General features: G+C 69.1%; 8 protein-coding genes. 4 read left to right on the forward strand and 4 right to left on the reverse strand.

Annotated features, from left to right (window positions below; all coding sequences use genetic code 11):
- Positions 1-5: 5 nt before the first annotated feature.
- Positions 6-1,592 (reverse strand): FadD7 family fatty acid--CoA ligase, encoded by a 1,587-nt coding sequence (locus AC0KTM_RS24170; protein ID WP_238957170.1) that lies wholly within the window; start codon positions 1,590-1,592, stop codon positions 6-8.
- A gap of 254 nt (positions 1,593-1,846) precedes the next feature.
- On the opposite strand from AC0KTM_RS24170, the gene oxc reads away from it, so the two are divergent.
- The gene (gene oxc / locus AC0KTM_RS24175; protein ID WP_238957171.1) at positions 1,847-3,595 is read left to right on the forward strand and encodes an oxalyl-CoA decarboxylase; all 1,749 of its coding nucleotides are present in this window, start codon (positions 1,847-1,849) and stop codon (positions 3,593-3,595) included.
- On the opposite strand, the gene AC0KTM_RS24180 is transcribed toward oxc, so the two are convergent.
- The gene (locus AC0KTM_RS24180; RefSeq protein WP_238957172.1) at positions 3,579-4,511 is read right to left on the reverse strand and encodes a LysR family transcriptional regulator; all 933 of its coding nucleotides are present in this window, start codon (positions 4,509-4,511) and stop codon (positions 3,579-3,581) included. The genes oxc and AC0KTM_RS24180 overlap by 17 nt on opposite strands.
- A 417-nt stretch (positions 4,512-4,928) precedes the next feature.
- Here AC0KTM_RS24180 and AC0KTM_RS24185 point away from each other — a divergent pair, with 417 nt between their 5' ends.
- Both AC0KTM_RS24185 and car read left to right on the forward strand, forming a co-directional pair.
- Complete coding sequence (locus AC0KTM_RS24185; protein ID WP_225327281.1) at positions 4,929-5,684, forward strand: L,D-transpeptidase; 756 nt, start codon at positions 4,929-4,931, stop codon at positions 5,682-5,684.
- A 109-nt stretch (positions 5,685-5,793) separates the two neighbouring features.
- The gene (gene car, locus AC0KTM_RS24190; RefSeq protein ID WP_472416901.1) at positions 5,794-9,378 is read left to right on the forward strand and encodes a carboxylic acid reductase; all 3,585 of its coding nucleotides are present in this window, start codon (positions 5,794-5,796) and stop codon (positions 9,376-9,378) included.
- Positions 9,379-9,391: 13 nt separating this feature from the next.
- On the opposite strand, the gene AC0KTM_RS24195 is transcribed toward car, so the two are convergent.
- A complete protein-coding gene (locus AC0KTM_RS24195) occupies positions 9,392-10,033 on the reverse strand; it encodes a hypothetical protein (protein WP_425326342.1) in 642 nt (213 codons plus the stop codon).
- A gap of 128 nt (positions 10,034-10,161) precedes the next feature.
- Between AC0KTM_RS24195 and AC0KTM_RS24200 the strand changes: the two genes are divergently transcribed.
- A complete protein-coding gene (locus tag AC0KTM_RS24200; RefSeq protein ID WP_238957174.1) occupies positions 10,162-11,106 on the forward strand; it encodes an NADP-dependent oxidoreductase in 945 nt (314 codons plus the stop codon).
- Here the strand turns inward: AC0KTM_RS24200 and AC0KTM_RS24205 are convergent.
- The gene (locus AC0KTM_RS24205; RefSeq protein WP_225327284.1) at positions 11,098-12,900 is read right to left on the reverse strand and encodes an NRAMP family divalent metal transporter; all 1,803 of its coding nucleotides are present in this window, start codon (positions 12,898-12,900) and stop codon (positions 11,098-11,100) included. The genes AC0KTM_RS24200 and AC0KTM_RS24205 overlap by 9 nt on opposite strands.
- Positions 12,901-12,925 lie beyond the last annotated feature (25 nt).

Consider the following 12,925-nt stretch of genomic DNA (forward strand, 5'->3'; position numbering starts at 1 on the left):
GCGGTTCAGGCCCCGCGACCGAACTGTGCGGTAACGGCCCGACGGTCCAGCGAGCCCTTGGCGGTGTGCGGCAACTCCGCCGCCTGCTGGAAGTCGGCCGGAACCTCGAAGGGCGCCAACCGGTCACGGCAGAACGACGCCAACTCGTCGGCCGTCGGCGCGGCCGATCCGCGGGGGACGATCACCGCGGCCACGGTCTCGCCGTACAGCGTGTCCGGCCTGCCGAACACGGCCACCTCGAGGACGTCGGGGTGGCTGGCCAGCACCGCCTCGACCCGCTCCGGGGAGATCTTCTCCCCGCCCCGGTTGATGAGTTCCTTGATGCGGCCGCGGATCACGAGGTCGCCGGCCGGCGACAGGGTGCCCAGATCGCCGGTGTGTAACCACCCGCGCGTGAAGTTGGCGTCGGTGATCGACGGGTCGCCCAGATAGCCCCGCACCACCGTGGGGCCGTGCAGCCAGACCTCGCCGACCGTCTCGGCGGGCAGCGACTGACCGTCGGGCCCGACGATACGGATTTGCGGCCCGGTCGAGCGGCCGACGAGACCCGGTGTGGCGCCAGGGTTTTCGCTGTGCCCGGCGCCTTCGACGGCCGTGGTGGCCACTTGGTGGGTCGCCTCGGTCATCCCGAATGCGCACACCACCGGGGCCGAGAACGTGTCCTGCAAGGCCTGCGCCGTCTCGGCGGTCAGCGGCGCGCTGCAGCTGCGGATGAACCGCAGGGCGCCGGCGCCGGCGGGTCCCTCGGTTCGGTCGCGTTCCAGCAGGATCTGATGGATCGTCGGGACCGCCGTGTACCAGGTGGCCCTGACGGCCTCGATGTCGTCCCAGAACGTGTGCGCCGAGAAGCGTCCACCCGCGGGCAGCAACACCGATCCCCCGGACGCCAGGGTGGCCAGCAGCGCGGCGAGCAGACCGTGCCCGTGGTAGAGGGGCATCACCGCGACCGTCGAATCCCGTTCCCCCAGGGCGTATCCGGCGACGATGGCCGTGACCGAGCCGGCGATGTTGTCGCGCGTCCAGGGAACCATCTTGGGCATGCCGGTGGTGCCGCCGGTGAACATGATCATGGCGTCGTCGTCGCGCAGGCCCTGCGGCGTCGAAACGTCGCGCTCGGGTGCGGCGCGGACGTCCAGGCTGATGGCCGGCGCGGCGTCGTCGGGTCTGACGCGCACCGCGATGGGCCAGGCCGGCGGTCCTGCCTCGCCGGGGTCCCCGAGTCGGTCGATGAGCACCGCCCGCGCGCCCACCGCCTCGCTGCGGGCGCGCTGCTCGCTGTCCGGCAGGGCCGGATCGAGCGGAACCACAACGAGATCCGCCCGCGACGCCGCCAGCAGCCCGAGGACGAATTCGGCGTTGCTGCCGGCGCGCAGCGCGACCCGGTCACCCGCCGCCAGGCCCGCGGCCTTCAGCTGTGCGGCCAGATCGTCGACCAGCCGGGTCAGGTCGCGGTAGCTGACCGGTCTGCGCTCGGCGGTGACGACCAGCGCGCACGCCTGCGGCGCCCGCCGCGCCGCCGCGGCGACCAGGTCGGCGATGCGCGGGCCCGCAGCCCCCGTGACCTCACCGCCGGTTGTCGAATCGGACCCCATCGCCGCGCTCCTTCCCCACTTCTGCCGTCCTCTTCCCGTCGAGGCCACCCTGCCCGGCGGCCTTCTCACCCGTCCAATACCGATTCGCTCACGACCGATAACCGTGGGCTATCGAACAGCAATAGCGGCCGGCTGAGCTGCGGCGATAGACGACGTCAATCGTCGGATAGCGTCTTCGACTTGGACACGTGCCGGGCGCCGGGGCCACAGTGATGGCTAGGCCAGTCCGCCCGCCCGCACCCGAGGAGTCGCACATGTCCACCGTTTCGGCGTCGGGAAGCGACGCGCCGGGATCGACCCGCGTGGTCGACGGCTTTCATCTCGTGGTGGAGGCGCTGAAGGCCAACGACATCGAGAACCTCTACGGCCTCGTCGGCATCCCGATCACCGACCTGGCCCGGACCGCGCAGGCGTCGGGCATGCGCTACATCGGCTTTCGGCAGGAGGCCTCGGCCGGCAACGCCGCCGCGGCCGCCGGATTCCTGACCCGCCGCCCCGGGGTGTGCCTCACGACGTCCGGGCCCGGCTTCCTCAACGCTTTGCCCGCGCTGGCGAACGCCACGACGAACTGCTTCCCGATGATCCAGATCTCCGGCTCGAGCAATCGCGCGCTGGTGGATCTGCAGCGCGGCGACTACCAGGATCTCGACCAGCTCAGCGCCGCAAGGCCGTTCGCGAAGGCGGCTTACCGGATCAACCGGATCGAGGACATCGGTCGCGGCGTCGCGCGCGCCATTCGCACCGCGGTCTCCGGGCGTCCCGGCGGTGTCTACCTGGATATCCCCGGCGACGTCCTGGGCCAGGCGCTTCAGGCCTCGTCCGCCGCCGGGACGATTTGGCGGGTCGTCGACCCCGCGCCCCGTCAGCTGCCGGCGCCCGACGCGGTGGATCGCGCACTGGGGCTGCTGGCCCAGGCGCGACGGCCGCTGATCGTGCTCGGTAAGGGCGCGGCATACGCCCAGGCGGACAACGAGATTCGGCGGTTCGTCGAGGCCACCGGGATTCCGTTCCTGCCGATGTCCATGGCCAAGGGTCTGTTGCCGGATTCCCACCCGCAGTCCGCGGCGACCGCGCGGTCGCTGGCGATCGCCCGCGCCGACGCCGTCCTGCTGATCGGCGCCCGGTTGAATTGGCTTCTGGGCCACGGGGAGTCGCCGCAATGGTCCGCAGACACCAAATTCGCGCAGGTCGACATCGAGCCGACCGAATTCGACAGCAACCAGCCGATCTCCGCGCCGCTGGTCGGCGACATCGGTTCGGTGATGTCGGCGCTGTGTGACGCCGTGGCCGCCCAACCGATCGCCGCGCCGGCGGAATGGACCGGTGAGCTGGCCGACCGCAAGGCACGCAACGACGCCAAGATGCGCGAGCGCCTGGCCGACGACCCACACCCGATGCGGTTTTACAACGCCCTCGGCGCGATTCGCGCTGTGCTGCAGGACAACCGCGACGTGTACGTCGTCAACGAGGGCGCCAATGCGCTCGATTTGGCCCGCAACGTCGTCGACATGGAATCGCCGCGGCACCGGCTCGACACGGGAACCTGGGGCGTGATGGGGATCGGCATGGGCTATGCCATCGCCGCCGCCGTCGAGACCGGCGGGCCGGTCGTCGCGATCGAGGGTGACAGCGCATTCGGCTTCAGCGGCATGGAGATCGAGACCATCTGCCGCTACCGGCTGCCGGTGACCGTCGTCATCCTCAACAACGGCGGCGTCTATCGCGGAGACGAGGCCGCGCCCGCCGCCGCCGCGCACCCCTTGGACCCGGCCCCCACCGTGCTGAACGCCCGGGCGCGCCACGAACTGATCGCGGAGGCCTTCGGCGGCAAGGGTTATCACGTCGCCACGCCCGGTGAGCTGCGCGCGGCGCTGTCCGAGGCGATCGGCTCCGGGGCGCCGTCGGTCATCGACTGCGAGCTCGACCCGGCGGCCGGTGTGGAAAGCGGACATCTGGCCAACCGGAACCCGGCGCGCGCGGCCGCGGTCAGCGGCGGCGGGTGACGCCCAGGAGCTGGGCGTCGAAGAACTCGTTGAGCGCCAGCCCCGCGGCCGATGCCGCCAGCGCACGCGCGATCGGCGAGCCGGGTCCGCTCGAACTGGTCGCCAACACGACGTCGGCTTTGAGCACCGGATCCACCATTTCCACCGCCCGGATCTCCGGGCCCAGCGGCGAGGTCCACAGCCACGTGTGCGGCACGATGGATGCCCAATTTCCGGCGGAGGCTTGAGCGAATAGTGAAGCGACCGAGTCGGTTTCCACCTGTGGGCTGACGGTGATGCCGTGATCGGCGAACGCCTTGTCGATGATCTGGCGGTCGCGCATGTCGGGGGTGAGCAACGCCAACGGCAGCTGCGCGGCCTGGGCCCAGGTCATCGTCGTCGCAGCGGCTCCCAACATCTCCGCGGGTGCGAGCAGCACGTAGCGCTCCTGGTACAGCGGAACCAGGTTCACGTCGTGAGCCTCGTCGGGCGCCGCGTGCACGATGGCGGCGTCGAGTTCGAATTCGCGCAGGCGTCGGTAGAGTTCGGTCGCCGCCAGCCGGGACAGGATCTGCACCTTCACCAGCGGATGCGCCGAGCAGAACGCCGAGAGCACCAGCGACGCGGTCGTCGACGCGGTCGGCACGGTGCCCAGCCGAAGCGCCCCGGTGATGCCCGAGCGCACGGCGTCGACCTCCGCCTTGAAGGCGTCGTGCTCGGCGAGAATCCGCCTGGCCCACACCACCAACCGCTCCCCCTCCGGGGTGAGGCCCTCGAAGCTGTGGCCGCGGTTGATCAGCGTGACGTTCAGCTCCCGCTCTAGCTTGGCGATCGCGGCGGAGAGCGCGGGCTGGGAGACGAAGCATTTCTCGGCCGCCCGGGCGAAGTGGCGCTCGGAGGCGACCGCAACGAAGTACTCCAGCTGACGGAAGAGCACCCGCACTCCTCGGGGTTCGCTCGGGCTTGGGACGCCGATCTCGCTGAGGCTAACGCGCCGTTGACCTGCGCGCCAAGCCTGCGCCCGCCGCAACGATCCCGGCACTTTCGGAAGCGCCGGCACCTGCGCGATCGCGTCTGCGGATGATCCCATCGCCTGCACACAGCGCTCGTGCGGATCCTGGCGCCCGCCTTCGACGAGAACCTCAGTGTCAGTGGCACTTTCGCGCGCGTGCTGCCCGCCGGCAATGGATGAACGGCGTCGCCGGCTCCGCCGCCGACCGAATCGAACTCAATCGGTGTTCGCCTCGTTACCGCGGCGGCCGCCCGAGCTGTCATTGTTTGCTGAAACCGGTGATTCGTGGGTAACCCGTAGAATGTCCGTGTGTTGATCGCACCATCTCGAAGGGTGGACGCTATGCGTCGAGGTGTTCGTTATCTATTTGTTATGGTCGCGATCACGGTCATGGGCCTGGTGGGATCGGCGGCCCGTGGCAGCGCCGCCGTGCCGACGCCGCACCCCACGCCCGAGGTCGCCTCGATTTTGCCCGCTGACGGCGCCGTGGTCGGTGTGGCGCACCCCGTCGTGGTCACGTTCACCGCACCGGTGGCCGATCGCGCCGCCGTCGAGCGGTCGATCCACGTGACGTCGCCGAGCGGCACACCGGGGCACTTCGAGTGGGTCCGGAACACGGTCGTGCAGTGGGTTCCCAACCAGTATTGGCCCCCGCACACGCACGTCTCGGTGGGCGTGCAGGCCCTGACGACCGGCTTCGACACCGGTGACGCGCTCCTCGGTGTCGCCAGCATCTCCAAGCACACCTTCACCGTCAGCAGGGACGGAGAGGTGCTGCGCACCATGCCCGCGTCGATGGGCAAGCCCAGCAGGCCCACCCCGATCGGCAGCTTCACGGCGCTGGAAAAGCAGCGCAGCGTGGTGATGGACTCGCGCACCATCGGCATTCCGCTCAGCTCCCCCGAGGGGTACAAGATCACCGCCCAGTACGCCGTACGGGTCACCTGGAGCGGCGTCTACGTGCACTCGGCCCCGTGGTCGGTCGATTCGCAGGGCTATGCCAACGTCAGCCACGGGTGCATCAACCTCAGCCCCGACAACGCCTCGTGGTACTTCAACCAGGTCAACGTCGGCGACCCCATCCAGGTCGTGGCCTGAGCGTCACCCGCCGGTCCCCACGTGTGACGGTCGTCACACGCGTTGAACGGAAGACCCGCCCGCCGCGGTGAGTTCTCGGTAGACGAGGGATCTGAACGAGAGGCGGGCCATGACCGGTGAGGCGCAGCGCACGAAAGTTAGCTCTAGAGGCCCGATCAGCCCGGCGCGGGAGCGGGTAGCCGAACGGATCCGCGAGTTGGCCGCCAACGACGCACAATTCCGCGACGCCGAACCCGATCTTTCGCTCCAGCGGGCGGCGCGCCAACCGGGCCTCCGGCTGCCCCAGATCCTGGAGCTGTTCGTCGAGGGCTACGCCGATCGGCCCGCACTGGGCTGGCGGGCACGGACATCGAGCACCGATCCGGCGACCGGGCGGACCACCGCGGAGTTGCTCCCCCGGTTCGACACCATGACCTACCGCGAGCTGTGGGCCAACGTTCGCGCGATCGCCGGCGCATGGCGGCACGACGCCGCGAACCCCGTGTCGCCCGGGGACTTCGTCGCGACAGTCGGTTTCGCCAGCGCGGAATACCTGACCCTCGATCTGGTCTGCGCCTACCTCGGATTGGTTGCCGTTCCGCTGCAACACAACACCACCGCCTCACGGTTGCGCCCGATCGTCGATGAGGTCGAGCCATCGATACTGGCCGCCGGCGTCGGTTATCTCGACCTTGCCGTCGAAGCGGCGTCGGGAAGCTCATCGTTGCGGCGCCTTGTGGTCTTCGACTACCAGCCCGAGGTCGACGAGCAACGCGAAGCGCTGCAACGGGCCCGGGAGAAGCTGGCGGCCGCGGGCATGGCGGTGACCATCGAGACCTTCGACGAGATCGTCGAACGCGGCCGCGCCCTACCGCCCGAGCCCATGTACACCGGTGACACCGATCAGCGGCTGGCCATGATCATGTACACCTCGGGTAGCACCGGATTACCCAAGGGCGCCATGTACACCGAGCAGATGCTGTGCAAGGTGTGGACCAACGAGCTGATGCCCGATTTCGCGGACACGCCCGTGTTCAACGTCAACTTCATGCCGCTGAATCACCTCGGCGGCCGGATACCGCTGTCGACGGCGTTCCAGGCCGGCGGCACCAGTTACTTCGTCCCGGAAAGCGACCTGTCCACGTTGTTCGACGACTGGAACCTGGTGCGCCCCACCGAGATGGGTCTGGTGCCCCGGGTGGCGGAAATGCTCTACCAGCGCTACCAGAGCGCCGTCGATCGACTCGTGGCGGCGGGCGCCGATACCGGCTCCGCCGAGGCCCGCGCGCGGGCCGAGCTGCGTGAGCAGGTCCTCGGCGGCCGCATCGTGACCGCCTTTTGCGGGACGGCGCCGCTCGCCGCGGAGATGCGCGCCTTCATCGAAACAAGTTTGGACGTCCACGTTCTCGACGGCTACGGGCTGACCGAGGTAGGAATGGTGACCAAGGACGGGCGCATGACCCGTCCCCCGGTGCTCGACTACAAGCTCGTCGACGTTCCCGAACTGGGCTATTTTCACACCGACAAGCCTTATCCCCGTGGCGAATTGCTGGTGAAGTCGCTGACCGCCACGCCGGGATATTTCAAACGGCCGGACGTCACCGCCAATGCGTTCGATCCCGACGGCTACTACCGCACCGGCGATGTGATGGCCGAGCTGGAACCCGACCGGCTGGCCTACGTCGACCGCCGCAACAACGTGTTGAAGTTGGCGCAGGGCGAATTCGTCGCCGTCGCCCGCCTGGAGGCCGTGTTCGCCAGCGCGCCGCTGGTCCGCCAGATCTTCGTCTACGGCAACAGCGAACGCCCCTATCTGCTGGCCGTCGTCGTGCCGACCGTCGACGCCGCGGAGCGATTCGCCGGGGATCCCGACGGCCTCAAGGCCGCGCTCGCCGAATCCCTGCGCCAGTCGGCGCAACTCGCCGAGCTGCAGTCCTACGAGGTGCCGGTCGACTTTGTTGTCGAGACCGAGCCCTTCAGCGAGGACAACGGCCTGCTGTCGGGCGTCGGCAAGCTGCTACGGCCGAAACTCAAAGAGCACTACGCCGATCGGCTCGAACAGCTCTACGCCGACCTGGCCGAAAACCGCGTCACCGAGTTGCGTGCGCTGCGCGAGGGGGCGGACGAGCACCCCGTGATCTTCACCCTCACTCGGGCCGCCGAGGCGCTGCTGGGTGTGGCCGGCGGCCCGCCCGAGCCCGACGCACTCTTCATCGAACTCGGTGGCGATTCCCTGTCGGCGTTGACCTTTTCCAACCTCTTGCGTGACATCTTCGCCGTCGACGTGCCCGTGGGAATGATCACCGGGCCCGCGACCAACCTGGGTCTGATCGCGGAATATGTTGAGAGCGAACGTAAATCGGCGTCGCGGCGGCCCACGTTCGCGACGGTGCACGGCCGGGGCGCCGTCGAGGTCCGCGCGGCGGAGCTCACGTTGGACAAGTTCATCGACGCGAACACCCTGGCCGAGGCACCGGCGCTGCCGCGCGCGGCCGGGACACCGCATACGGTCCTGCTGACCGGCGCCAACGGCTACCTCGGCCGCTTCTTGGCCCTGGAATGGCTCGAGCGGCTCGCCGAGACCGGCGGGACGCTCATCTCCATCATCCGCGCCACGGACGCCGCGGCGGCAGTCAAGCGGCTGGAGGCGGTTTTCGACAGCGGGGACCCGCAGTTGCTGGAGCGGTTCCGCTCGCTGGCCGCCGAACACCTGGAGGTCATCGTCGGTGATATCGGTGAGCCGAATCTCGGCCTGGACCAAGCGACTTGGCAGCGCCTCGCGCAGAGCGTGGATCTGATCGTCCACCCGGCCGCGCTCGTCAACCACGTGCTGCCGTATGACCAACTGTTCGGCCCGAACGTCGCCGGCACCGCCGAGTTGATCCGGCTGGCGATCACGACGCGAATCAAGCCGGTCACGTACCTGTCGACGGTCGCGATGGCCATGACGGTCGATCCCGGCGCGTTCGCCGAGGACGGCGACATCCGCGCCGACAGCGCGGTACGCCCGATCGACGACACCTACGCGAACGGCTACGCGAACAGCAAGTGGGCCGGCGAGGTGTTGCTGCGGGAGGCGCACGACCTGTGCGGATTGCCGGTCACCGTCTTCCGGTCCGACATGATCCTGGCGCACAGCCGGTATGCCGGGCAGCTGAACGTGCCAGATGCGTTCACCCGCTTGGTATTCAGCCTGCTGACCACCGGCATCGCGCCGTCGTCGTTCTATCGGCCCGACGAGCAGGGAAACCGGGCGGTGGCCCACTACGACGGGCTGCCCGCCGACTTCGTGGCCGAAGCGGTCACCACGCTCGGCGAACAGATGGCGGCCGAGGATGCCGATGTTGCCGGTGCGTACCGCTCCTATGACGTGATGAATCCGCACGACGACGGCGTTTCCCTGGACGTGTTCGTCGACTGGTTGATCGCCGCCGGGCACGATATCCGGCGCATCGAGGACTACGACGAATGGCTGGGCCGGTTCACCACGGCGCTTCGCGCGTTACCGGACAAGCAGCGCCAGCATTCGGTGTTGCCGTTGCTGGACGCCTACCGGGAGCCCGAGACGCCACTGCGTGGTGCGCCCGCCCCCACCGACGTCTTCCGCCATGCGGTGCGGACGGCCAAAATCGGTGCGGACGAGGACATTCCGCATCTGTCGGCGGAGTTGATCGACAAGTATGTCGCGGACCTGCGCTTGCTGGGTTTGGTGTAGCCCCCATGCTGTCCTAGCCGGGCAATCCCCTCTTGATCGCTTCGTCTTGCTTGCGCGCGATGTCGAGGGCCGCGGCCGGGTCGAACGGGTCGTTGGGTGCGCTGTCGAATTCCAGGGTGACGAGCGCCTTGCCTTCGGTGAACAGCAGGACCGTCATGGCTTGGGAGTTGTCGGGTGAGGCCCCCGAAATCGCTGAGCCGTTGGCGCCCACGGCGAGGGGCCGCCAGTCGCCGACCACCTTGCCGGCGTAATCGCTTTTGCTGCCGGCCAGTTCGGCCGCTGCGGCCGAGGGATCGGCGGTCACCACAATGGTGTCCCACAGGCGGCGGCCGCTGTCGGCGTTGGCGAACAGCTGCGCGACCCCCGGCGCGTTGTTGGGGTTGAGCATCGGCGACTGGGGCGCGGTGAGCCCCAAGCCCACGTCGCTCGGCTTGATCAGCAGAAAGCCGTAATCGGTGGGTTGGCCCGGCGGCGGCCCGGTGACCGCGCTCGAGCCGGTCGGGGACGCGGACGGGCTCGACTCCGTCACTGAGGGCGACGAGGATTCGTCCGCACCGCCGCAGCCCGCGCTCGCGGCGCCGACCGCGACGATCGCGGTCATGGCGGTCACGTGCCGCAAGGCCCCGCCCGCCACGCCGATTCGAGCAACCCCCACGCATGTCCCTTCCACACGTCATCCGTGTTCGAGTTGTTACGAACATATGCCCAACGGGCCGGCGATGGGTAGCTCTTTGCGTGCCTATGCTGGCGTGGGTAGGGGTGTCTTCGCGTGAGGAGATCGGCATGACCGCTGCAACGGCGCGCGCCGTACGGTTCGACCGCTACGGGGGCCGTGAGGTGTTGTACGTGGCGGACATCGACATGCCCACGCCCGAGCCGGGTGAGGTCGTCGTCGAGGTTCGCGCGGCCGGGATCAACCCCGGCGAGGCCGGCATCCGGGTCGGGGCGATGCACGAGAGGTTCCCGGCCACCTTTCCCTCCGGGGAGGGCAGCGATCTCGCCGGCGTCGTGACGGCGGTGGCGCCCGGGGTCACCGAGTTTGCGGTCGGCGACGAGGTCTTGGGTTTCAGCCTGCGCCGCTCCAGCCACGCGACCCACGTCGCCGTTCCGGTGGGCCAGTTGATCCGCAAACCTCCTCAACTCGGTTGGGAGGCAGCGGGTTCGCTCTACGTGGCGGGCGTGACGGCGTACGCGGCGGTGCGTGCGGTTGCGCCCCAACCGGGTGAGACGGTCGCCGTGTCGGCCGCCGCCGGCGGGGTGGGCAGCCTGGTGGTGCAGCTTCTGGTGCTCCGCGAGGCGCGCGTCCTCGGCATCGCGGGCCCCGGCAACGCCGACTGGCTGCGCGCGCACGGCGTCGTCCCGATCGCCTACGGTGACGGGCTCGCCGAGCGGCTGCGCGACGCGGCGCCGGACGGAATCGACGCGTTCATCGATCTGTTCGGCCCGGACTACGTCCAGCTCGCCATGGACCTCGGCGTGGCGCCGCAGCGGATCGACACCATCATCGCCTTCCAGAAGGCCGACGAGGTGGGCGCCAAGACCGAGGGCAGCATGGACGCCTCGACACCCGAAGTGCTCGCCGAAATGGCCGGCCTGATCGTCTCCGGCGCCATCGAGTTCGACGTCGCCGCAACCTATCCGCTGGACCGGGTCGCCGACGCGTTCGCCGAACTCGAGCAACGGCACACCCACGGGAAAATCGTTCTGCTGCCTACCGGCTCACAATGACGAGACCGGCTCGATGACCCCGGCCTGCACGATTTTGATGATGACGAACGCGACGGCCACCACGAGATAGCCGCGCAGCGTGAGCAACCCCGCCCGGCGCGACGGCGACATCGCCGGCCTGTCGAGCAGGGCCAGGTTCGGGGTTTGCCAGCCGGCCCGGTCCTGGCGGCGCACGGCCCGCCGTTCGGCGCGGGTGAGCGATGCGGCGTCGTCGAGTTCGTCGACCTGCTCGGGGTCGAGACCACCTCCGAGGGTGCGCACGATGGCTTCCGCCTCGGCCAGGCTGCGATGCCGCCGGCCGACGATGATCATCACCGCACCGCCGACGATGCCGATCACGGCGCCGACACCGAGCCCGATCTCGATGGTGGCCGTGGACAGGTCCGGGAAGAACGTCGTCGCCGTCAACGCCAGCGACAACAGCACCAGGCACCACACGATGCTCCACGCAATGATGTTCTGCCGCACCGTGTTCACCCACGGCCCCAGCACCGCGCGGTCATTGCACAGCAAGACCAGAAAGACGGTCGCCGAGGGGAGCAGCACGCCGGCGAGCGCCTGCACGCCCTGGGTCACCAGCCCCAGGATGTGGTCGGGGCTGAACGAGACGGCCGCCGACACCGCGAGCAGCGCCGCGTAGCCACCGTAGAACACCGGCGCCTCGCTGATCTTCCAATGCAACGAGTGCCGCTTGCCCATGGCGTCACCGACGGCATAGGTGGTCGCCAGGCCGACGGCGTTGGCGCCGATCAGCGACGCGTCGAGCAGGATGATCGCAAACAGCGCCCCCACCGTGCCGCCCAGATGCCGGGACAACCCGGCGGCGACGGCGCCCGCGTCGGTGAAGTGGCCGGCATCGGCGGTGCCCGCCAATCCGAACGCCGTCACCGCCATCAGCGCCGTCGCCCCGACCATGACCACGACGATCCCGATCACCAAATCGGCTCGCCCGTAAGGGATCCAGCGCGCGGTGATGCGCTTGTCGACCACGTTGGACTGCTGGAAGAACAGCTGCCACGGCGCGACGGTCGTTCCCACGATCGCGACCACCAGCAGCAGCACGGTCGAGTTCAGCCCACCGGGGAATTGCGGAATCAGGCCGGCCGCAGTCGCTTTCGGGGCCGGGTGCGCCAGCAGCACCATCGGGATGATCAGCACGTTGACGGCGATCAGCAGGAACATCAACCGCTCCCAGCGGCGAAACGACCCCCCGGCCACGACGGCGAACAGCAGCACCGCGGCGGCCGGGACGGCGACGAACTTCGGGCAGCCCAGGAAACCGAGAGCCAGTGACACACCGATGAATTCGGTGACGATTGTCAGGGCGTTCAAGACCAACAGGTCACCGACGCTGAAGGCGCCCCAGAACTTTCCGAACCGTTCGAAGATCAAGCGCGCGTGACCCACCCGGGCGACGGCGCCCAGCCGCAGCACCATTTCCTGGTTCACGTACAGCACCGGAATCATCAGTGCCAGCGTCCACAGCAGGCCCATCCCGTAGTCCTGGCCGGCCTGGGCGTAGGTCGCGACGCCACCGGCGTCGTTGTCGCCGACCATCACGATCAGGCCGGGACCGCTGATGACCGCCAGTGTCTTCAGCCGCCGCCAGCGGCCGTTCGTGGTGCCCCCGGTGCCGTCGCGCCCGATGCGGCCGAACGCGCCGACGATGTCGCCGACGTGCGCGGTGTCCAGCACCGTCGGCCCCTGCTCCTCGGCGTGCGGGGTCTCCACCGCGGCGGCCGAACGGCCGAAAATAAGGCTGCGGCGGCCGCCGCGGGTGTGGATCGAAGTCATCTGATCCTCGCTGTACGAATCGTTC

Source organism: Mycobacterium sp. NTMscope_Eco_3, assembly GCF_976985685.1.

Excerpts from the sequence above, each read along its gene's own strand:
- AC0KTM_RS24170 (WP_238957170.1), bottom strand. The coding sequence starts at position 1,592 with ATGGGGTCCGATTCGACAACCGGCGGTGAGGTCACGGGGGCTGCGGGC.
- oxc (WP_238957171.1), top strand. The coding sequence starts at position 1,847 with ATGTCCACCGTTTCGGCGTCGGGAAGCGACGCGCCGGGATCGACCCGC.
- AC0KTM_RS24185 (WP_225327281.1), top strand. The coding sequence starts at position 4,929 with ATGCGTCGAGGTGTTCGTTATCTATTTGTTATGGTCGCGATCACGGTC.
- car (WP_472416901.1), top strand. The coding sequence starts at position 5,794 with ATGACCGGTGAGGCGCAGCGCACGAAAGTTAGCTCTAGAGGCCCGATC.
- AC0KTM_RS24200 (WP_238957174.1), top strand. The coding sequence starts at position 10,162 with ATGACCGCTGCAACGGCGCGCGCCGTACGGTTCGACCGCTACGGGGGC.
- AC0KTM_RS24205 (WP_225327284.1), bottom strand. The coding sequence starts at position 12,900 with ATGACTTCGATCCACACCCGCGGCGGCCGCCGCAGCCTTATTTTCGGC.